Origin of the sequence: Sphingomonas cynarae (genome assembly GCF_039537815.1) — a bacterium.
In the GTDB taxonomy this organism is placed as follows: domain Bacteria; phylum Pseudomonadota; class Alphaproteobacteria; order Sphingomonadales; family Sphingomonadaceae; genus Sphingomonas; species Sphingomonas cynarae.
In genome coordinates, this window is record NZ_BAABBF010000001.1 from 157892 (window position 1) to 178595 (window position 20704).

A 20704-nucleotide genomic window follows, 5' to 3' on the forward strand; every position below is an offset into this window, starting at 1 on the left:
ATCGGATCGTCAGGCATGGGCGACGCGGGTCGCACGACGGCGATAGCGGGTCGCACCGCCGACCATCGCGAAACCGGCCAGCATCAGCGCCCAGCTCGCCGGCTCGGGCACCGACGCGGTCATCGAGATGCGATCATATCCGTCCATGTAGCGGGCCGTGTACTCGGTGATCGACCCTGCGCCGGTGCCGTCGTTGAAGAAGTCGATCAGGAACCCGGCCGACCCGATATCATTATAAGCCGCGAAGACGAGCGGGAAGCTGAAGCCCTCGAACGTTCCCGCCACGATGGTCCGTGCCGCGGTATCGAACCCGAAATACCGGTTCGACAGGCCAAGGATGTCGGTCAGCGAATAGGTGACGCTCGGGAATTCCTGAACGGTGCCGTCGCTAAGCAGGATCGGGCCGCCGACCGTGGTCATATCGAAGCTCTTGAGGTCCTCGAACGCCAGTACACCGGTCTTGGCGTCGTCATATTTGAACACGCCGCTGGCACGGCTGGTGCCGTTCAGGCCGAAATCGAACGTCACGGTCGCCGCCTGCGCGGGGGAGGTGATCGCCGCGGCGGCGATCAGAATACCGGTGGCCAATGACATCAGGCTGGTCTTCATGCGGATTTCCCTCGATTGCCCTGCGATCGGGCCAAAACATCGTTGAGAGACGTCCTAAATGATAATGACTAACATCGGGTTACGCGATTGATCCCGGATCGGGACGATCGCAGGAGGCAGGTGTTCAGCCCGCCGGATCGTGCGAGCGGCCGAAATCCTCCCGCGCGTCGTCCTGTCCCTGTTCCACGATCGACCGGCGGATCGCGCGGGTGCGGGTGAACAGGTCGAACAGCGCGTCGCCGTCGCCCCAGCGGATCGCACGCTGCAACTGCGCCAGGTCTTCGGAGAAGCGGCCCAGCATTTCCAGCACCGCCTCGCGATTCGACAGGAACACGTCGCGCCACATCGTCGGGTCGGACGCGGCGATGCGGGTGAAATCGCGGAACCCCCCGGCCGAATATTTGATGACCTCGCTCTCGGTCACCGCCTCCAGATCGCTGGCGGTACCGACGATCGAATAGGCGATGAGGTGCGGCAGGTGGCTGGTGACGGCCAGCACCCGGTCGTGATGCTCGGGGGTCATCACCTCGACATCCGCCCCCAGCCGCCGCCAGAACTCGCCCACCCGCGCCACCGCGAGGGGTTCGGCATCGGCAGCCGGCGTCAGGATGCACCAGCGGCCCGCGAACAGCGTCGCGAAGCCCGCTTCCGGCCCGCTGCGCTCGGTTCCCGCGACGGGGTGCGCGGGGACGACCGTCACGGTCGGGATCGCCTCGGCCAGCGCGCGCGCCACCTCGGTCTTGCAGCTGCCGACATCGGTGACGATCACGTCGGCGGGCATATCCGCCGCCAGGTCGCCCGCCACCGCGCCGATCGCGCCGACCGGCACGCACAGCACGACCAGATCGGCATCGGTGACCGCCGCGCCGGCCTGATCGGCGACATCGTCAACCAGTCCCAGCCGGATCGCCGTGTCGCGCACCGCCGGATCGGCGTCATACCCGCTCAGCCGCACCGTCGGCATCGACTGCCGCACGGCCCGCGCGACCGACGATCCAATCAGCCCCAGCCCGACGATCGCGACCCGCGCGAACGGCAGCATCAGCCGGCCCGTTCCACCAGCGTGCGCAGCGCCGCGACGACGCCGCGCGTCTCTTCCTCGGTGCCGATCGTAATGCGCAGGCCCTGTGCCAGCCCCTGCCCCGGCAGCCAGCGAACGATATAGCCCGCGTCCATCAGCCCCTTGTACGCCGTCTCGGCGGTCAGTTGCCCCTCGAACAGCACCAGCACGAAATTGGCCTGAGACGGCACGCAGCGCAGCCCGGCATTGCCCAGCGCGCCCATCTCGCCGACGAACCAGTCGCGCCAGCGGTCGTTGTGTGCGCGCGTCGACGCGACGAAGCCGGTATCCCCGACCGCCGCCACCGCCGCCGCCTGCCCCGCGATCGTCACGTTGAACGGCCCGCGCACCCGGTGCAGCGCCTCGATCACCGCCGCCGAGGCATATCCCCAGCCGATCCGTTCCGCCGCCAGCCCGTGAATCTTCGAAAAGGTGCGCGTGACCAGTACGTTGGCCGCCGTCTCCGCCAGCGCGAGGCCGCCATCGTCGTCCTCGGGCGCCAGATATTCGGCATAGGCCTGGTCGAGCACCAGCAGCACATGCCCCGGCAACCCGGCATGGAGCCGCGCGATCTCGTCCTTCGCGGTGAAGGTGCCAGTCGGGTTGTTCGGGTTGGCGACATAGACGATCGTGGTGCGATCGGTGACGGCGGCGAGGATCGCGTCGACATCGGTGGCGTAATCGCGGTCGTCCACCACCACCGGCGTCGCGCCGACCCGGCGGGTCGCGATCTCGTACACCGCGAAGCCGTAGCGGACATGGATGATCTCGTCCCCCACCCCGGCATAGGCGGAGGCGACCAGGTGCAAAATCTCGTCCGATCCGGTGCCGTAGATGATCCGGGCGGGATCGATCCCGTGCGCCGCGCCGATCGCCTCGCGCAGCGCGGTCGCGCCGGCATCGGGATAGCGTTCCAGGCTGGTGCCCGCGCCCGCAAAGGCGGCGACGGCGGCAGGACTGGTGCCGAGCGGGTTCTCGTTCGACGACAGTTTCACCACCTTGCGCCCGTCGTCCGCGGTCGAACGGCCCGGGATATAGGGATGGATCGCCTGCACCCATGGCTTCACGACGGGCGAGGTGGGGGAGGATGCTGGGGTCATGCCGCCGCGCATAGCCGCCACGGCCTTGCCATGCCAGCCCGCGCACCGTAGCGGGCGGGGGATGATCGACGAGCGTTTCGGGCTATCGCGCCATGTGACGTTGCCCGGGCCGCTCCGGCTCGACGGCGGCGCCCTGCTCGCGCCCGTCGAGATTGCCTACGAAACCTATGGCACGCTCGCCCCCGATGGCGGCAACGCGGTGCTGGTCTGCCACGCGCTGACCGGCGACCAGCATGTCGCCAGTCCGCATCCACGCACCGGCAAGCCGGGCTGGTGGTCGCGGCTGGTGGGCGAGGGAAAGCCCGTCGATCCCGCGCGCGACTTCATCGTCTGCGCCAACGTGCTGGGCAGTTGCATGGGGTCATCCGGCCCGTCGACGATCAACCCCGCCACCGGCCACCCGTTCGCGATGGCATTCCCCGTCATCACCATTCGCGACATGGTGCGCGCGCAGGCGATGCTGCTCGACCATCTCGGCGTCGGGGTGCTTCGCGCGGTGGTCGGCGGATCGATGGGCGGGATGCAGGCGCTCAGCTGGCCCGCCACCTTTCCCGATCGCGTGCGCGCGGCGGTGGTGATCGCCTCGACCGCGCGCCACACCGCGCAGAACATCGCCTTTCACGAGGTCGGTCGACAGGCGGTGATGGCCGATCCCAAATGGCGCGGCGGCGATTACCGCGACGATCCCCCCGCCGCCGGCCTGTCGGTCGCGCGGATGGCGGCGCACATCACCTATCTGTCCGAAGCCGGGCTGACCGAGAAATTCGGGCGGAAATTGCAGGCAAGGGATGCGAAGGGCTTCGGCTTCGACGCCGATTTCCAGGTCGAAAGCTATCTGCGCCATCAGGGGCTCAGCTTCGTCGACCGGTTCGATGCCAATTCCTATCTCTACATCACTCGCGCGATGGATTATTTCGATCTGGCGGAGGAGCATGGCGGGCTGCTCGCCAACGCCTTTCGCGCGACGGCCGCCCGGTTCTGCCTCGTCAGCTTCGATACCGACTGGCTGTACCCGACGATCGAATCGCGCCACATCGTCCACGCCCTCAACGCCGCCGGCCGCGCGGTCAGCTTCGTCGAACTCTCCAGCCCCTATGGCCACGACGCCTTCCTGCTCGACGCCCCCGAGATGAACCGCGTGGTCGACGGTTTCCTGAAGGCGGTGGCATGATCGATCTCGACGACGACAGGGCGCGGCTCGACGTGGCGCGTATTCACGGCTGGCTGGCGGGCAGTTACTGGTCGCCCGGCATCGCGCGCGATCTGGTCGAACGGGCGATCGCGGGATCGCACTGCCTCGGCGCCTATCGCGACGGCACGCAGGTCGGCTTCGCGCGCGCGATCACCGATCACGCCACCTTCGCGTGGATCGCCGATGTCTGGGTGGCCGAGAGCACACGGGGTCAGGGACTCGGCCGGCATATGGTCGGCTGGTTCGTCGATCATCCGCGCTTTGCCGGCATCCGCCGTATCGGCCTCGTGACGGCGGATGCGCATGGGGTGTACGAAAAGCTCGGATTTCACGCGCTGCTGCGTCCCGATCGCTATCTGGAAAAGCTGTCGGCGGAAGCCGCGGCAATGTTGCGGGCGGTGCCATGACCCTGCGTCCCGACCTCGCGGTGATCGCCGACCATGTCGCCGCCGGTGCGCGCGTGCTGGATATCGGCTGCGGCGACGGCGCGTTGATGGCGGCGTTGCGTGATGGCCGCGGCGTCGATGCGCGCGGGCTGGAGATCGATCCTGGCAACGTGTCGCTGGCGGTCGCGCGCGGGTTGCCGGTGGTGCAGGGCGATGCCGATACCGACCTGCCCGGCTATCCCGACCAGAGTTTCGACTATGCGATCCTCAGCCAGACGCTGCAGACCTGCCATGCGCCCGACCGGGTGCTGGACGAACTGTTGCGGATCGGCCGGCGTGCCTTCGTCTCCTTTCCCAACTTCGCGCATTGGCGGGTGCGGCTGTCGCTGCTGTGGGGCGGGCGGATGCCGGTGACGTCGTTGTTGCCCGAGCAATGGTACGACACGCCCAATATCCATCACGTCACGATCGACGACTTCCGCACCTTCCTGGCGCGGCGATCGGTGGTGGTGGAGGGGGCGTGGTTCCTGTCGCGCGGGGGCGTGCGACCGGCGGCGGGGGCCAATCTGCTTGCCGAACACGCCGTATTCCTGCTGCGACGCTAGGGAAACGGGGATGCGCGACGACCGGCTATGTGGAACTTTTGTTACTGATCTGGATTTACGGGTTCCACTCCCCATTGGATGTTCGATGAGCAAAACCGCGCTGATCGTCGAGGATGAGATTTTCGTCGCGCTGGATCTGGAGCGGATACTGCTCGATGCCGGCTATAACGTCGCCGCGATCGCCGCCGATCGCGAAAGCGCACTGCTGGCTGCGCCCGAGTGCGGATTCGCCTTTGTCGACGTGAACCTGCGTGACGGCCCGACGGGGCCGGATATTGCCCGTCGTATCGCCGCCGACTACGGTATCAAGGTGGTGTTCGTTACCGCCAACCCCACCCAGATCGGCGATGGCGATGGTGCGCTGGGGTATATCCGCAAGCCGTTCACCGAACGCTCGATCCTTGCCGCCGCCGCGATGGCGACCAGTGTGAATACATCCGTCAATGTCGCCGCCAGTGACGATGTGGTCCCGTTCGTGGCGCCGGTGATGACGGATGCGTCGTGCCGCCACGATCTGATGGTCGACGCGAAGGCCGGCTGAGGGCTGTCCCGTCCCCGGTCGGACGGGACGAAATGCTATACGTCCCGCCGGCTCAGGGCGGATCGCGGTACCCGTATCGCGACGTCCAGCCCCTCTGGCCGCCATTCGCGCGTTACCCTGCCACCCAGCTGGCGTACCGCGCTCAGTTCGATCAACTGGCTGCCGAACCCGCTCATCCCGCTGGCCGGCTCGGTCACCGCGGGGCCGCCAGTCTCGGTCCAGCACAGCGTCACGTCATCCCCATCCTGATCGATACGCACCGTCACCTGCCCATCCTGTGCGGACAGTGCGCCATATTTGGTCGCGTTGGTCGCCAGCTCGTGAAACAGCAGCGCCAGCGGCGTCGCGGAGCGATCGTCGATCAACATATCGGCACCCTCCGTCACGATCCGCAGACCGTCACCCTGCTGATAGGGTTCGAACAGGTCGGCGAGCAAACCGGCCAGACTGTCCTGCCGGGCGGAAGGGCGCGACTGCGCGCTGTGCGGCCGCACGAAATCATGGGCACGACCCAGCGCGGTAATCCGCTGGCGCAGGTCGGTGGCGATCGGTGCGAATTCGGGCCGGTTGCGTGCGGTGAACTGGATCAGCCCGGCGATCACCGCGAAGATGTTCTTGATCCGGTGAGCCAGTTCCTGGCTAATGATCTCGCGTTCTTCCAGCGCCAGTTTCTGCTCGTGGATGTCGGTGCAGGTGCCGAACCAGCGGGTGATCGTGCCGCCATCGTCGCGGATCGCCAAGGCGCGACCCAATACCCAGCGATACGTGCCGTCGAAATGCCTCAGCCGATATTCGATTTCATAGGGGTCGCCCGTCTCCAGGCTGCGACGCCATACCGTCCACGACCGCTCACGGTCGTCGGGATGGAATACGTCGTTCCACCCCTCGCCGTCGGTGCTGCCGGGGGGAGTGCCGGTGAACTCGTACCAGCGCGCATTATAATAATCGTGGAACCCATCAGCCCGCGTCGACCACACCATCTGCGGCATCGTGTCGGCCAAGGTACGGAACCGCAGGTCGCTTTCCTCCAGCGCGCGGCGTGATTGCGCAGCGGCGACGCCCTGTTCCCGGGCGACGCGGCGGTCGTCCAGCCGCCCCATCGCCGCCCGCGCCAGCACCATCAGTCCCTGATGCTGAAGCGGCGTCAGCCCCGCCCGCGGGACGGTGTCGAGTACGCAGACGGTGCCCAGCACGCTGCCGTCGGTCGCCCGCATCGGCGCGCCCGCATAGAAGCGCACCGATGTCGGACCGGTGACCAGCGGATTGTCGACGAAGCGCGGATCGGCCAGCGTATCGGGCACCACCATCACGTCGTCCGCCGCCACCGCATGGGTGCAGAACGAGATGTCGCGCCGGGTTCCCGTTCCATCGAAGCCGGTCCGCGCCAGGAAGTGCTGATACTCCTCCTCCAGCAGCGTAACGAGCGCCACCGGCACCTCGCACAGCGCCGCCGCGAAACGGGTCAGGTCGTCGAGCGCACCCGCTGCCCCGATTCCGTTCGCATCGTAGAACGACAGGACACGAGTATCGGCATCGGCGCACAACAGGGTTTCAGGGTTCAATCACCGGTCCTCAGAACGGAACATCGTCGTCGAGATCGTCGGCGAAGCCACCGCCCTGACCACCACCAAAGCTGCCGCCACCGCCACGGCTGCCACCGCCCGATGCACCGCCGCCGCGCGATCCCCCGCCCGAGCCGTAATCGTTGCCGCCGCCGCCGGCCCAGTCGTCGCCGCCACCGCTACGACCGCCGCCACCACCGGCACCGCCGCCCTGACCGCCACCGGGACCATCGAGCATGGTCAGCACGCTGTTGAATCCCTGCAACACGATCTCGGTCGAATATTTGTCCTGACCCTGCTGGTCCTGCCATTTGCGGGTCTGGAGCGAGCCTTCGATATAGACCTTCGAGCCCTTGCGCAGGAACTTCTCGGCGACGTTGGCCAGCCCCTCGTTGAAGATCGCGACCGAATGCCATTCGGTCTTCTCCTTGCGCTCGCCGGACATCTTGTCCTTCCACGTCTCCGACGTGGCGATCCGCAGGTTGACGACCTTGCCGCCGTTCTGGAACGCCCGGCTCTCGGGATCGCGTCCCAGATTGCCGACGATGATGACCTTGTTGACGCTACCCGCCATGATTGCCCCGAAATTAGAGGCCGACGGCAACCGCCAGCCAGTAGGTGATACCCGCCATGATGTACGCGGCGGCGAACAAATAGCCAACCATGAACGCCGGCCACTTCCACCCGTTCGTCTCGCGCCGGGTCACCGCGATGGTCGAGATGCATTGCGGCGCGAAGACGAACCACATCAGAAACGCCAGCGCGGTCGGCAGGCTCCAGCGCGCGCGCAGGTTTTCGGTGATCGCCTTCTGCCCGCCCTCGGCATCGGGATCGTCGATCGCATAGACGGTGCCGATCGCCGCCACCGCCACCTCGCGCGCCGCCATCGCCGGGATCAGCGCCAGCGCGATGTCGCGGTTGAAGCCGATCGGCCGCACCACCACCTCCAGCCCGTTGGCGATCCGGCCCGCCACCGAATAATCGACCGGCGATATCCCGCTGCCCTCGGGCGGCTTGGGGAACGACAGCAGCGCCCACAGCACGATCGTGGTCAGCGCGATGATCGTGCCGGCGCGCTTCAGGAATATTTCGGTCCGCCCCCACAGGCCCAGCGCGATGTCGCGCCATTGCGGCCACTGGTATTTGGGCATCTCCATCATGAAGCCCGACGACGCGCCCTTCGTCACCGTCCGCCGCAGCGCCAGCGCCGTGACGAACGCGCCGACGATGCCCAGCACGTAGAGGCCCAGCAGCACCAGCCCCTGCAACCCCACCCAGCCCCAGACCGGCCGGTCGGGGATGAAGGCGGCGATGATGATGGTATAGACCGGCAGCCGCGCCGAACACGTCATCAGCGGCGCGATCAGGATCGTGGTCAGCCGGTCCTTCTCGTCGTCGATCGTCCGCGTCGCCATGATGCCCGGCACCGCGCAGGCGAAGCTGGACAGCAGCGGGATGAACGCCCGGCCCGACAGGCCGACCCGCGCCATCATCCGATCCATCAGGAACGCGGCGCGGACCATGTATCCGGTCGCCTCCAACACCAGGATGAACAGGAACAGGATCAGGATTTGCGGCAGGAACACGATCACCGCGCCGACGCCCGCGATCAGCCCGTCCGAGATCAGCGAGCGGACGAACCCGTCGGGCAACGTCGCCGACACCCATCCCTCCAGCGCGGCGAACCCCGCCTCGATCCAGCCGATCGGCGCTTCCGACCAAGCGAACACCGCCTGGAACATCACGAACAACAGCCCCAGCAACAGCACCGGCCCCGCCACCGGATGCAGCGCGACCGCATCCAGCCAGTGGTTCCAGCGCCGCCCCGGCGATTCGGCGATCACCGCCGCCTGCGCGATGCCCCGCGCCCGGCGTTGCAGCGTGACGATATCCTCCTCGACCGCCGCGATATCGGGCACCCTGTCGGGCCGCCGCGCCGTCGTTCCCCCGACAATGCCGGTCAGCGCCGCGCGCAGCTGGTCCAGCCCCCGCTTGCGCACAGCGACGGTGGGGATCACCGGCACGCCCAGCTTGCGCTCCAGCACCGCCGGATCGAGCGTCAGTCCGTCGCGCTCGGCCAGATCGACCATGTTCAACGCGACCACCACCGGCAGGCCCAGCGCGATCAGTTGCAGCGCGAAGCGCAGGTGATTGTCGAGATTGGCGGCATCGACCACCACCACCATCGCATCGGGCACGCGTTCGAACCCGCCGCGCCCGGTCACCACGTCGCACGTCACCCGCTCGTCGGCGGAACCGGGGTCGAGGCTGTAGGTGCCGGGCAGGTCGACCAGTTCGACCGGGCGGCCATCGTCCAGCGCCAGCCGGCCCGAATGGCGCTCCACGGTGACGCCGGGGTAATTGCCCACCTTCTGCCGCGCGCCGGTCAGCGCGTTGAACAGCGCGCTCTTGCCGGCATTGGGATTGCCGACGAGCGCCACGAGCGGCGCGGCGTTCACGTCAGTGACGGGCGGAGACGCTGATCGCGGCCGCCACCGTGCGCCGCAACGCTACTGTCATCCGGCCGATCCGGCACGCGATCGGCCCGCTGCCGAAGCGCGAACGGTGCAGCACCTCCACCCCGACGCCCTCGTCGAAGCCCAGTTCGCGCAGCCGGCGTGCCTCGGGCACTGCCAGTCGACCCCAGTCGATCGCCGCGACGGTGGCGCGGGTCTGGCGGGGCAGGGTCACGAGACTGTCGAAGGTGGTCGCCATGGGGGGCAGATAATGGGTTTGCGACTGATTATCAATTAATGACCGTCGATAAATCCCGCTATCCCGCCAGCCCCGCCCCTTCCGGATCGATCAGCGCGGTCAGCCGCCGCGCCGCGCGCCGGGCAAAGGCGAGCGTGCAGCGCTTGCGGACATGCGCGGGCAGCGGCGTGGTATGCGCCTCGCGCAGGATCGCGGCGTCGTAACGGTCGGCGACGATGATGCCGGTCCGCGCCGGCAGAAAGGTGGGATCGTCCAGCGGCTGGCAATCGAACCCCGCCGGCACCGCCCAGAAATACCGGTCGCAATGGTCGAGATAGTCGGGCCATTTGCCGTCGCCCAGCAGATCGGCGCGCGATACCTTGATCTCGACGATCACGATCCGTCCGCGCGCGTCGATCGCCATCAGGTCCGCGCGCCGGCCACTCTCCAGTGGCACCTCCGCCATCGCGGTCAGGTCGTGCCGCAACAGCAGCCGCGTCACCCCCCGGCATACATCCGCCGCACAAAGCGCCGGATTCGCCGCGGAATCACCGTCGATGCAGGGAGCCGGCGTATCGAGCATAAGCGCCGGCATAAGAACAAGTCACGAACGGATCAAGTCCATCCTGTCCAAAGCCCCCTTCGCCGTCATTGCGAGCGTAGCGAAGCAATCCAGGGCCGCGCGTGTGACGCCCTGGATTGCTTCGCTACGCTCGCAATGACGGAATAAATTGGCGCACCCCCGCGAAGAAGTATGTTCGCGCAGAGAATGCAGAGGTGCCACTCACCGGATCGATCGGCAGACCCATCCCGGATCGGCCGACGGGCAGGAAAAGCGGGCATCGGGATGCAACCCTCTGCGTCCTCCGCGCCTCTGCGCGAACACCCTTCTTCATCGTGCGATCAGCGGTAGAAGAAGTGGTTCCCGATCACCGCGATCCGACGGATGCCCGCGCCCGGCGAACGGCCGCGTGCGTTGAAATACAGCGCGGTGCCTGCCACCGTGTCCCATGCCTTGTCGACCGCGACGCGGGCGACCGCGACCGCAGTCCGCCACGTCTTGCGGGCCTCGTCGATCACGGGGATGCGACCGCCGCGCACGAAGCTGAACTGTCCGCGCTGGGTCACGACGCTGCAGATATCGGTAGGGAAGCGGCCCGACTTCACCCGATTCAGGATCACTTGCGCCACCGCCAGCTGGCCCGACAGCGGCTCGCCCTTCGATTCGAAATAGATCGCACCGGCCAGACAACGCAGCGTCTCGCCCGATACCGAACTATCCTGCGCGGCTACTGCCTCGGCTAGCGTCGTGAAGTCGGCCGTGGTGGGCAATGGCGGCACGGTGATGAGTTTCGCGGGTACCGCCGCAGGGGCGGCGATCGTCGGTGTCGTGGGCTGGATTCCCACCGGCTCGGCGGCATGGGCCGCGGAAATCGTCCCAGGCATGGCCAGCGACACGAGCAGGGCGGCGGCAGCCGCTACACCGGAAAGAAACGTCATTCACTCAAACGGCTGTGCGGCAGGCTCACGGCGCGGTCGGATGAAACCGACCGTCCGGGTACCCTCCGACTGCGTCACCGGCCCGGACCGCACCCGGATCGGCACAACGCGATGGCGACCGACACCCCGGTTACTCAGGGCCGGATCGGTGTCAAACCATCAGGAGGGTTTCGGCGACGAGCTGTTCCGCGCCTGCGACGTCCAGCTCCACGACCCACAGATCGGGGTCGCGGGATCGCCGCCTTCGCCAATAATCCGCGATACCGCCATCGGTTCCCGCTGCCGGAGTCGAATCGATCAAAATCGATTCGCCGGTCGGGCCGGGACCGCGTTCCAGCAGCCGGTCGGGTTCGCCCGGCCGTGTGACGACGACCAGAATCGTGCCGCCGCCCGCATCTCCCTTCGCCAGTACCACGCCGAATCCGCCGACATCGTTGCATCGCCGCAGCATCGCCGACACCAGCAGCCCGCTCGGCAGCCGGCCACTCATGCCGCCGGCCCGTATCCCGGCAACCCCGCCAGCGCGATGCGCGATCGCATGAAGGTGCCGGTGCCCCGTGCCGCCTCCTCCCCCTCCGCGTCGATCAGCCGCGCCTCGCCCACGAACACGCGGCGACGCCCGCTGATCCAGCGCCCCTCCGCGACCACCGGGCCGGGGCCGAGCGGCTTGGTCAGCAGCAGGTTGAACGCGGTGGTCAGCAGGAAACGGTCGCTGACCAGGCTGTTGCACGCATAGAAGGCAGCATCGTCCAGCATTTTGAAATAGCTGGTGCCATGCGCCGCGCCACCGGCATGGAAATGCCGCTCGTCCAGTGTGAAGCGGATGCGGGCGACGCCACTGGTCCCAATCTCTAGCGACGATTCGAAGAAGCGGTTGATCGGCGCGCAGGCATAGAGCGATTCGAGCGCACGGAAATGCGCCGCCTCGCCTGCCGCCGGCACGTCCTCAGGCGGCATGACGCGCATCGCCGATGGTGAACAGCGCGTACAGCGCGTCGCGCGATCCCGCCCCGCGCAGCTTGGCCAGAAACGCCCGGTCGCGCAGCTGCCGCGACACGCGGGCCAGCGCCTTGAGATGATCCGACCCCGCGCCCACGGGCGACAGCAAGGCGAAGACCAGATCGACCGGCAGGTCGTCGACGGCATCGAACGCGATCGGTTGCGCCAGCCGGATGAACAGCCCGACCGGTGCGGCGATCCCCTCCAGCTTGGCATGCGGGATGGCGACGCCGCCGCCAAATCCGGTCGACCCCAGCTTCTCGCGCGCGGCCAGCTTTTCGGTCACCGCGCGCGGATCGATGCCCGTGCCGGGGCCAGCCAGCGTGCCCAGCTGCTGGAACAGCGCCTTGCGCGACGTCACCGACAGACCGGTCATCACGGCGTCGGGGCGCAGCAGATCGCTGAAATCGGTCATCGGTTCACTCGGCCATATCCCCCGCACGGCCGCATAGCGGGTCGTGCGGGGGTGGCAAGTCAGGCGGCGGCGGCGGTGCTGCCCGCCGCGGCGTTCGCGGCAGCGCCATCGCGCTGCGGCTCGACCCAGCCGATCGTGCCGTCACCCCGGCGATAGACCATGTTGTATGCGCCCGTGCCCGAGTTGCGGAACAGCAGCGCGGCAGTGTTGCGCAGGTCGAGCATCATCACCGCATCGCCGACGCTGGCGTCGGGAATATCGACGCGCGTCTCCGCCACGATCAGCGGCGCATCGCCCTGATCGTCCTCCTCGGTCGATTCGGCGAACAGGGTGTAGCCGGCATTGTCATAGGCGCCGGCCTCCGCCACCTCGATCGCCTGCGCGGCGTGGCGGTCCTTCAGGCGGCGCATATAGCGGCGCAGCTGCTTCTCGATCTTCTCGGCTGCGCCGTCGAAGGCGGGGTGTGCATCCTGGGCATCGTTGCTGCCCTTCAGCACCAGGCCCTTCATCACGTGCGCGACGATATCGCACCGGAAACCGACATCGTGCGGACCGCTGCCGAAAGTGACCTCGGCGGAAATGGCCCGGCTGAAATATTTGTCGGCGATACCCTGGAGTCGGTCTTGGACATGGATCTTGAGCGCGTCGCCCGTTTCGACCTGATGACCTGAAATCCGGATATCCATTGTCTTCTCCATTGAACGGACAGTCCTGTTGGCTCTGCCCCGAACGGCGTCATCCGGACGCCACGGCCCCCTCGATCGATGGTCCCCACAGGGAATCGGGAATACCTTTCATGAACGCCGCATGGGCGGCAACGTCTCCCTCGGGGACGGTGAAAACGCGCATCGGCCGGACCGGACGGCGCACGTCTGCGACGACCGGCGCCGCACCGGCCGCCGGCGCCGCCTCGCCCAGCCCAAGCCCGATCTGGCGACCGCCCATCAGCTCGACATAGACCTGCGCCAGCAGTTGCGCGTCGAGCAGCGCGCCGTGCAGGACGCGGTGCGACCGGTCGATCCCGAACCGCGCGCACAGCGCATCCAGCGTATGCTTGGCGCCGGGATGCCGGGTCCGCGCGATCTGGAGCGTGTCGATCATCCGCGTGCGCTGGCAGATCGCCGAATGGCCCGCCTGCATCAGTTCGCCGTTGATGAAGCCGAAATCGAAACTGGCATTGTGCGCGATCAGCGGCGCATCGCCGACGAAGTCCAGCAGCTCGGCCACGCCGTCCGCGAACAGCGGCTTGTCACGCAGGAAAGCGTCGGACAGGCCATGGACCCGTTCGGCATCGGCGGGCATCGGCCGCTGCGGGTTGTAATAGGCGTGGAAGGTGCGGCCCGTTTCCACCCGGCCCACCATCTCGACGCAGCCGATTTCCACCAGCCGGTCGCCTTCGGAAAACTTGAACCCCGTCGTCTCGGTATCGAACACGATCTCGCGCATCGGTACGGTATCGCCCTTCGCGATCGATCAGGCAAGCGCCCCGCTGCGCAGGCCGGCGATCATCCGGCGCACCACGGCGCGGGTATCGCCCAGCGATCCGTCGGTCGGGATCACGATATCGGCGCGCGCGCGCTTCTGCGCATCGGGCAGTTGGCGGGCGAGGATCGCGTCCAGCCGGGCGGGCGTCATCCCCGGCCGCGCCAGCACCCGCGCCCGCTGTACCGCCTCCCCCGCCGAGACGATGGCGACCCGGTCGCAATGGCGCTCGCCCCCCGTCTCGAACAGCAGCGGCACATCGAGCACGACCAGCGGCGCGGTCGCGTGATCCGCCAGAAACGCCGCGCGCTCGGCCGCCACGGCGGGATGGACGATCTCCTCCAGCCGCGCCAGCGCCGCCGGGTCGCCCAGCACCGCCTGTCCCAGCGCCGCCCGGTCCACCCCGTCCGCGCCGGTGGTGCCGGGAAACGCCGCCGCGATCGCCGCCACCACCCCGCCGCCCGGCCCCTGCAACCGGTGCACCGCGGCATCCGCGTCGAACACCGGCACGCCTTCGTCCGCGAACATCGCCGCGACGGTCGACTTTCCCATCCCGATCGATCCAGTGAGGCCGAGGACGATCATCCCCCCCTCACCCCGCCAGCAGCGCCCGCAATTCGTCGTCCCGCTCGCGTGGCGGTTCGGTGCCGAACAGGATCGCGAACGCCACCGCCGCCTGCGCGATCAGCATCTCCAGCCCATCGACCGTATCCAGCCCCCGCGCCCGCGCCGCCGCCAGCAGCGGCGTTTCCAGCGGCGCATAGACGATGTCGTAGACGATGCCGTCGTCGGGCATCGCCGACAGGTCGATATCGAGGGGTGGTTGCCCGGTCATCCCCAGGCTGGTGGCGTTGACCAGCAGCGCGGCCGGCGGCACCTGCGGCGTCAGCGGCAGTGCCTGCCCCTTCAGCCCGAACGACGACAACAAGGCCGCCGCCTTCAACGGGTTGCGGTTCAGCACAGTCACCTTGCCCACCCCGACGCGCGCCAGCGCCCACAGGATCGCCCGCGCCGCGCCGCCCGCGCCGATCACCGTCACCGGTTGCCCGGTCAGGTCGAGATCGCCGATCGGACTCCAGAATCCGGCGGCATCGGTGTTAGTCCCCGCCAGCGCCCCGTCCTGGCGGAACACGGTGTTGATCGCGCCGATCGATGCGCGCACCCCGCCCGGATCGGCGACATGGCCCAACGCCTCCACCTTGTGCGGCACGGTGATGTTGCACCCGCGCCAGTGCGAGTCGTCCGCCCGCGCGGCGAAGAACGCCGCCAGATCGTCCGCCGCCACGCGGGTGGCGCGGTAGTCGCCGTCGATCCCCAGCGCGTCCAGCCAGAAGCGGTGGATAAGCGGCGACTTGGAATGCGCGATCGGATCGCCGATCACCTCGGCATAGGGGCGGTTCGGGCTCGGGTCGCCCGCGGCGAAGTCGGTGAACGAAGTCATGGCCGTCGACCTATCGCGATTCCCGTGCGCTGCGAAGCCGGGAAGAAGGTAGAGAGGTTCGCGCGGAGACGCGGAGACGCGGAGGGGTTGCGTGGCCGGCGATCGGAAGACCGATCACGAACGATGGAAGTGAGCGGGCCGTGGGAGGCGAAGGTCGTGCCTCATTCGATCCTCCGCGTCTCCGCGTGAACCTCTTCTTCTTTGCGGCTTCGCGTAAACTTGTCTTATCGCATCAACATTCCGCGCACCCGCGCATAGTCGAGCACCTGCAGCAACGGCAGGCCGAGGATGGTGAAATGGCTTCCGTCCAGCCGGCTGAACAACTGCACCCCCGGCCCCTCGACCCGGAAACAGCCGACGCAGCCCGCGATCGCCGGCCATTCCGCATCCAGATACGCCGCGATGAAGTCGTCGGACAGCAGTCGGACATGCAGCCGTGCGCGGTCGACATATCGCCACACCGCCGCCCCGCCCTCCGCGACCACCGCCGCGCTCCAGAGATCGTGGGTGCCGCCGCTCATCCGCCGCAGATGGTCCGCCGCCTCCTCGCGGCTTTCGGGCTTGTCGAGCCGGGTGCCGTCGGCCAGCGCGATCAGCGAATCCGATCCCAGCACCAGGTCGCCCGGTCGGCTCCGCGATATCTTCACCGCCTTCAGCTCCGCCAGCGCATCGGCCAGATCGCGCGGGGAAAGATGCGCCATCGCCGCCTTCGCCGCGTCCTCGTCGACCCGCGCGGGCACCGCCTCGAACGGCACCCCTGCCGCGTCCAGCATCGCCCGGCGCGACGCGCTTTGCGAGGCGAGAACGAAACTCACAGGTCCACCCCGACATCAGGTGCGGGGTTGGCGCGCCGCTGGTTGACCAGCGAGACGATCGCGGCGGCGGTTTCCTCGATCGAGCGGCGGGTCACATCGATCACCGGCCAGCCATTGTCCGCGAACATCCGCCGCGCGAACGCGATCTCGCGCGCCACCGCGTCCTGTTCGACATAGGGGGTGTCAGCCTGCTGGTTCAGCGACAGCAGGCGGTTGCGCCGCACCTGGATCAGCCGGTCGGCGCTGGTCGTCAGCCCGACGATCAGGGGGTTGCGCAGGCGATAGAGGATCGGCGGCGGCGGGCTTTCGACCACCACGGGGATGTTGGCGGTCTTGTAGCCGCGATTGGCGAGGTAGATCGAGGTCGGCGTCTTGGACGAACGGCTGACCCCGGCCAGCACGATGTCCGCCTCTTCCCATTCCTCCCACGCGATGCCGTCGTCATGCGCGATCGTCCACTGGATCGCATCGACCCGCGCGAAATAGGCCGCATCCAGCACGTGTTGCCGCCCCGGCCGCGCCTTGGCCTGCTGCCCCAGCATCGCCGACAGCGCGTCGTTGACCGGATCGATCGGCGCCACCGCCGGCAGGCCCAGCGCCGCGCAGCGATTCTCCAGAATCCGCCGCGTCGTCGGATTCACCAGCGTATAGACGACGAGGCCGGGATTTTGCGCGATCTCCTGCAGGATGCGCTCCAGATGCGTCTCGGTGCGCACCATCGGCCAGAAATGACGCACCGTCTCGACGTCGTCGAACTGCGCCAGCGCCGCCTTGGCGATGTTCTCCAACGTCTCGCCGGTCGAATCCGACAGCAGATGGAGGTGGAGCCGGGTCAGCGCCACGCGCTGTTCCGGGCGGCGGGGCAGGGGGGCGAAAACCCCCGGTATCGGGCTGTGGATAACATGAGGGCGAATCGTAGCGTAACCGGCCGGGGCCGCCAAGCCGCGCCGCGGCCGGTGATAATCCCCGACTTATCCACAGGCGCGTCCACAGGGCATAAAGTTATCCACAGATTGTGGAAAACGTGTGCTCATGATTCCGAATCGTGGAGGCCCGGCGCATGCGTATGAGTCAAGCTGTTGGCAATCCGGGGATGAATCCGTAATCCCCATTGCCCACGCGCCTACTACTACCACGACCTTTTTCGATTCTTCTTTGATGAGTAGATGCTCCTGACCGACGCTGTTTTCGCCGCCGATGCGGCTTTCGCCCCCGTCAAGCCGCTGATCGCCACCTTGCGTGGGGAAAAACCGGCCGTGCCGCCGCTCTGGCTGATGCGGCAGGCGGGCCGTTACCTGCCGGAATATCGAACGTTACGGTTCGATAAGGGTGGCTTCCTCGCGCTGGCGACCGATCCGGAAGCGGCGGCCGAGGTGACGGTGCAGCCGATCCGCCGCTTCGGCTTCGACGGCGCGATCCTGTTCTCCGATATCCTGATGGTGCCATGGGCACTGGGGCAGGAACTGAGCTTCGGAGCAGGGGAGGGGCCGCGACTGGAGCCGCCACTGGTCGATCACGCGCTGGCGGCGCTGGAACGGGTGCCTCAGCGGCTGAAGCCGGTCTATGCCACCTGCACCCGCGTCGCGGCGATGCTGCCGCCCACGACCGCATTCCTGGGCTTTGCGGGCAGTCCGTGGACGGTCGCGACCTACATGGTCGCCGGGCGCGGCTCGAAGGATCAGGGCGAAACCCGCCGCTACGCCTATCGCGACCCCGCCGCCTTCGCCGGGATCATCGATGCGATCGCCGCGATGACGGTCGACTACCTGATCGCGCAGGCGGATGCCGGGGTGGAGGCGGTGCAGCTGTTCGACAGCTGGGCCGGCTCGCTGTCGCCGGCGCAGTTCGAACGCTGGGTGATCGCCCCCAACGCCGCGATCGTCGCCGCGCTGAAGGCGGCGCGGCCGGACCTGATCGTCATCGGTTTCCCCAAGGGGGCAGGGGGCAAGCTGCCCGCCTATGCCCGCGAAACCGGGGTCGACGCGCTCGGGCTGGACGAGACGGTGGACCCGGTCTGGGCCGACCGGCATCTGCCGAAGGGATTGCCGGTGCAGGGTAATCTCGATCCGCTCGCGCTGATCGCGGGTGGTGCGGAACTGGACGCGGGGGTGGACCGTATCATCGCCGCGCTAGCGGATCGCCCGCACGTGTTCAACCTGGGCCACGGCATCCTGCCCGATACGCCCATCGCCCATGTCGAGCGCCTCGTCGCTCGCGTCAGGAGGACCGCATGACCGGCTGGCTGGGCGCTGCCTATGACTGGGTCAAGGCCGCGCATCTGATCTTCGTGATCTTCTGGATGGCGGGGCTGTTCATGCTGCCGCGCTATCTGGTCTATCATCAGGAGGCGCTCGCCGCCGGCCGCACCGACGAGGCGGCCCTGTGGGTGGAGCGGGAGGGCAAGATCCGTGGCATCATCCTCACCCCCGCGCTGGTCGTCGTCTGGGTGCTGGGGCTGGCGCTGGCGGCCAATCTGGGGCTGTTCGACGGGGTACCGGGCCTTGGTTGGCTCCATGCCAAGCTGGCGCTGGTGCTGCTGCTGTCGGGCTATCACGGCTGGACCATCGCCTATGCGAAGAAGCTGGCCCGCAATCGCCCGACCCTGACCGGCCGCCACCTGCGCATGATCAACGAAATCCCCGCGCTGGCGGTGACGCTGATCGTCGTGCTGGTGATCGTGAAGCCGTAAGCTCGCCCGCCGCCAGTTATCCGGCATCCAACCTCCGTCATCCGGGTATCGGCCAGGATGACGGATGGGCGCGATCTCCCGCTTGACGCAGGTGGATCACGCGCCTACCACACTCCCCAAGCGTAGAGCGGCGTCCTGCCGTCACGCATTGCTACTCCAGCATCGTCGCAGCGTCCCGCCGACCACGCTATACCCATCCTACCCGCGCATCCGGATCGATCCATGCATCTCAAAGACCTGAAGAAGAAGACGCCCGCCGATCTGGTGCAGCTGGCCGAGGAACTGGGCGTCGAAAGCGCGTCGACGCTGCGCAAGCAGGACCTGCTGTTCGCGATCCTGAAGGAACAGGCGGAACGCGGCGACCAGATCATGGGGCTGGGCACGATCGAGGTGTTGCAGGACGGCTTCGGCTTCCTGCGCAGTCCGGAGGCGAATTATCTCGCCGGTCCCGACGACATCTACGTCTCCCCCAATCAGGTCCGCAAGCACGGCCTGCGCACCGGCGACACGGTGGAGGGCGAGATTCGCGGGCCGAAGGACGGCGAACGCTATTTCGCGCTGACCCGCCTGACCACGGTCAATTTCGACGATCCCGATGCGGTGCGACACCGCGTCAACTTCGACAACCTGACGCCGCTCTATCCGGAATCGAAGCTGACGCTCGATCCGGAAGATCCGACGCAGAAGGACAAGTCGGCGCGGGTCATCGATATCGTCAGCCCGCAGGGCAAGGGCCAGCGCACGCTGATCGTCGCACCGCCCCGCGTCGGCAAGACGGTGATGCTCCAGAACATCGCCCGCGCGATCTCGGAGAACCACCCGGAAGTCTTCCTGATCGTGCTGCTGATCGACGAGCGGCCCGAGGAAGTCACCGACATGCAGCGCAGCGTGAAGGGCGAGGTCGTCTCCTCCACCTTCGACGAACCCGCGCAGCGCCACGTCCAGGTCGCCGAGATGGTGATCGAGAAGGCCAAGCGGCTGGTCGAGCACAAGCGCGACGTCGTGATCCTGCTCGACTCGATCACCCGCCTCGGCCGCGCGTACAACACCGTCGTGCCCTCGTCGGGCAAGGTGCTGACCGGCGGTGTCGACGCCAATGCGCTGCAACGCCCCAAGCGGTTCTTCGGCGCGGCGCGCAACATCGAAGAGGGCGGCTCGCTCTCGATCATCGCCACCGCGCTGATCGACACCGGCAGCCGCATGGACGAGGTGATCTTCGAAGAGTTCAAGGGCACCGGCAATTCCGAGATCGTGCTGGACCGCAAGGTTGCCGACAAGCGCATCTTCCCCGCGCTCGATGTCGGCAAGTCCGGCACCCGCAAGGAGGAATTGCTGGTCGCCAAGGACAAGCTGTCCAAGATGTGGGTCCTGCGCCGCATCCTGATGCAGATGGGCACGATCGATTCGATGGAATTCCTGCTCGACAAGATGAAGAACTCGAAGACCAACGAGGATTTCTTCGACAGCATGAACCAGTAAAGCCGCAAGCGGCCTACCGGTTCATGCCGGTCGGCAGGGCGAACCGCCCCGACCGACGAGGCGGGTTTTGCCCGCGAGGGGGCGAGTGCGTCGGAGGCGATGGCTCCCGCACCGCCATCGTCGATTGATTCGCAT

The 20704-nt window shown here is 67.5% G+C and carries 25 protein-coding genes; 7 read left to right on the top strand and 18 right to left on the bottom strand.

The features are described 5' to 3' along the window. Positions 1–9: 9 nt before the first annotated feature. From ABD719_RS00715 to hisC, 3 genes are all read right to left on the bottom strand, one after another. Positions 10–609 (bottom strand): PEPxxWA-CTERM sorting domain-containing protein, encoded by a 600-nt coding sequence (locus ABD719_RS00715; RefSeq protein WP_344691305.1) that lies wholly within the window; start codon positions 607–609, stop codon positions 10–12. 124 nt (positions 610–733) lie between these two features. After that, positions 734–1651 carry a prephenate/arogenate dehydrogenase family protein gene (locus ABD719_RS00720; RefSeq protein ID WP_344691307.1) on the bottom strand — a complete coding sequence of 306 codons (918 nt, stop codon included), beginning with the start codon at positions 1649–1651 and terminating at the stop codon, positions 734–736. After that, positions 1651–2769: a histidinol-phosphate transaminase gene (gene hisC / locus ABD719_RS00725; RefSeq protein WP_344691309.1), complete on the bottom strand. Its 1119-nt coding sequence runs from the start codon at positions 2767–2769 to the stop codon at positions 1651–1653. Before hisC ends, ABD719_RS00720 begins: the two co-directional genes overlap by 1 nt. Before the next feature lie 61 nt (positions 2770–2830). Here hisC and metX point away from each other — a divergent pair, with 61 nt between their 5' ends. The 4 genes from metX (at position 2831) to ABD719_RS00745 (ending at position 5493) form a co-directional block, all read left to right on the top strand. Then, the gene (metX, locus tag ABD719_RS00730) at positions 2831–3940 is read left to right on the top strand and encodes a homoserine O-acetyltransferase MetX (RefSeq protein ID WP_344691310.1); all 1110 of its coding nucleotides are present in this window, start codon (positions 2831–2833) and stop codon (positions 3938–3940) included. Continuing rightward, positions 3937–4368: a GNAT family N-acetyltransferase gene (locus tag ABD719_RS00735; RefSeq protein ID WP_344691312.1), complete on the top strand. Its 432-nt coding sequence runs from the start codon at positions 3937–3939 to the stop codon at positions 4366–4368. The genes metX and ABD719_RS00735 overlap by 4 nt, the downstream gene beginning before the upstream one ends. Next, positions 4365–4952, top strand: coding sequence for a methionine biosynthesis protein MetW (gene metW, locus ABD719_RS00740; protein ID WP_344691314.1), 588 nt, complete (start codon positions 4365–4367; stop codon positions 4950–4952). The genes ABD719_RS00735 and metW overlap by 4 nt, the downstream gene beginning before the upstream one ends. An 85-nt stretch (positions 4953–5037) precedes the next feature. Continuing rightward, on the top strand, positions 5038–5493 hold the full coding sequence (locus tag ABD719_RS00745; RefSeq protein WP_344691316.1) for a response regulator: 456 nt from the start codon (positions 5038–5040) through the stop codon (positions 5491–5493). Positions 5494–5528: 35 nt separating this feature from the next. On the opposite strand, the gene ABD719_RS00750 is transcribed toward ABD719_RS00745, so the two are convergent. From ABD719_RS00750 to ABD719_RS00820, 15 genes are all read right to left on the bottom strand, one after another. Then, the gene (locus ABD719_RS00750) at positions 5529–7055 is read right to left on the bottom strand and encodes a sensor histidine kinase (RefSeq protein WP_425567073.1); all 1527 of its coding nucleotides are present in this window, start codon (positions 7053–7055) and stop codon (positions 5529–5531) included. A gap of 10 nt (positions 7056–7065) precedes the next feature. Continuing rightward, the gene (gene ssb, locus ABD719_RS00755; RefSeq protein WP_344691318.1) at positions 7066–7629 is read right to left on the bottom strand and encodes a single-stranded DNA-binding protein; all 564 of its coding nucleotides are present in this window, start codon (positions 7627–7629) and stop codon (positions 7066–7068) included. Positions 7630–7642: 13 nt separating this feature from the next. Then, positions 7643–9514: a ferrous iron transporter B gene (gene feoB / locus ABD719_RS00760; RefSeq protein WP_344691319.1), complete on the bottom strand. Its 1872-nt coding sequence runs from the start codon at positions 9512–9514 to the stop codon at positions 7643–7645. A 1-nt stretch (position 9515) separates the two neighbouring features. Next, entirely contained in the window at positions 9516–9770 is a 255-nt protein-coding gene (locus ABD719_RS00765) for a FeoA family protein (RefSeq protein WP_192126625.1), read from the bottom strand. A gap of 58 nt (positions 9771–9828) precedes the next feature. Next, a complete protein-coding gene (locus ABD719_RS00770) occupies positions 9829–10332 on the bottom strand; it encodes an MmcB family DNA repair protein (RefSeq protein ID WP_344691936.1) in 504 nt (167 codons plus the stop codon). A gap of 320 nt (positions 10333–10652) precedes the next feature. Next, the gene (locus tag ABD719_RS00775; RefSeq protein WP_344691323.1) at positions 10653–11249 is read right to left on the bottom strand and encodes a cell wall hydrolase; all 597 of its coding nucleotides are present in this window, start codon (positions 11247–11249) and stop codon (positions 10653–10655) included. Positions 11250–11400: 151 nt separating this feature from the next. Then, entirely contained in the window at positions 11401–11739 is a 339-nt protein-coding gene (locus ABD719_RS00780) for a DUF1491 family protein (protein WP_344691324.1), read from the bottom strand. Beyond that, the gene (locus ABD719_RS00785) at positions 11736–12206 is read right to left on the bottom strand and encodes a PaaI family thioesterase (protein ID WP_344691326.1); all 471 of its coding nucleotides are present in this window, start codon (positions 12204–12206) and stop codon (positions 11736–11738) included. The genes ABD719_RS00780 and ABD719_RS00785 overlap by 4 nt, the downstream gene beginning before the upstream one ends. After that, the gene (locus ABD719_RS00790) at positions 12196–12663 is read right to left on the bottom strand and encodes a PTS sugar transporter subunit IIA (protein ID WP_344691328.1); all 468 of its coding nucleotides are present in this window, start codon (positions 12661–12663) and stop codon (positions 12196–12198) included. Before ABD719_RS00790 ends, ABD719_RS00785 begins: the two co-directional genes overlap by 11 nt. 59 nt (positions 12664–12722) lie before the next feature. Then, positions 12723–13349, bottom strand: coding sequence for a ribosome hibernation-promoting factor, HPF/YfiA family (gene hpf / locus ABD719_RS00795; RefSeq protein ID WP_344691330.1), 627 nt, complete (start codon positions 13347–13349; stop codon positions 12723–12725). A gap of 49 nt (positions 13350–13398) precedes the next feature. Then, the gene (gene dnaQ, locus ABD719_RS00800; protein ID WP_344691333.1) at positions 13399–14109 is read right to left on the bottom strand and encodes a DNA polymerase III subunit epsilon; all 711 of its coding nucleotides are present in this window, start codon (positions 14107–14109) and stop codon (positions 13399–13401) included. A 27-nt stretch (positions 14110–14136) separates the two neighbouring features. Further along, positions 14137–14730 carry a dephospho-CoA kinase gene (coaE, locus tag ABD719_RS00805; RefSeq protein WP_344691336.1) on the bottom strand — a complete coding sequence of 198 codons (594 nt, stop codon included), beginning with the start codon at positions 14728–14730 and terminating at the stop codon, positions 14137–14139. Positions 14731–14737: 7 nt separating this feature from the next. Beyond that, the gene (aroE, locus tag ABD719_RS00810) at positions 14738–15586 is read right to left on the bottom strand and encodes a shikimate dehydrogenase (RefSeq protein WP_344691338.1); all 849 of its coding nucleotides are present in this window, start codon (positions 15584–15586) and stop codon (positions 14738–14740) included. Between the two features lie 224 nt (positions 15587–15810). Then, positions 15811–16401: a Maf family protein gene (locus ABD719_RS00815; protein ID WP_344691340.1), complete on the bottom strand. Its 591-nt coding sequence runs from the start codon at positions 16399–16401 to the stop codon at positions 15811–15813. Further along, a complete protein-coding gene (locus ABD719_RS00820) occupies positions 16398–17237 on the bottom strand; it encodes a pyruvate, water dikinase regulatory protein (RefSeq protein WP_344691937.1) in 840 nt (279 codons plus the stop codon). The genes ABD719_RS00815 and ABD719_RS00820 overlap by 4 nt, the downstream gene beginning before the upstream one ends. Positions 17238–17567: 330 nt before the next feature. Between ABD719_RS00820 and hemE the strand changes: the two genes are divergently transcribed. The 3 genes from hemE to rho all read left to right on the top strand — a co-directional run bounded on the left by hemE (position 17568) and on the right by rho (position 20569). Beyond that, positions 17568–18635, top strand: a complete 1068-nt coding sequence (gene hemE, locus ABD719_RS00825) for a uroporphyrinogen decarboxylase (RefSeq protein WP_344691342.1) — start codon at positions 17568–17570, stop codon at positions 18633–18635. Then, positions 18632–19090 carry a CopD family protein gene (locus tag ABD719_RS00830; protein WP_344691344.1) on the top strand — a complete coding sequence of 153 codons (459 nt, stop codon included), beginning with the start codon at positions 18632–18634 and terminating at the stop codon, positions 19088–19090. Before hemE ends, ABD719_RS00830 begins: the two co-directional genes overlap by 4 nt. Before the next feature lie 222 nt (positions 19091–19312). Further along, complete coding sequence (rho, locus tag ABD719_RS00835) at positions 19313–20569, top strand: transcription termination factor Rho (protein ID WP_192126651.1); 1257 nt, start codon at positions 19313–19315, stop codon at positions 20567–20569. The last annotated feature ends 135 nt before the right edge of the window (positions 20570–20704 follow it).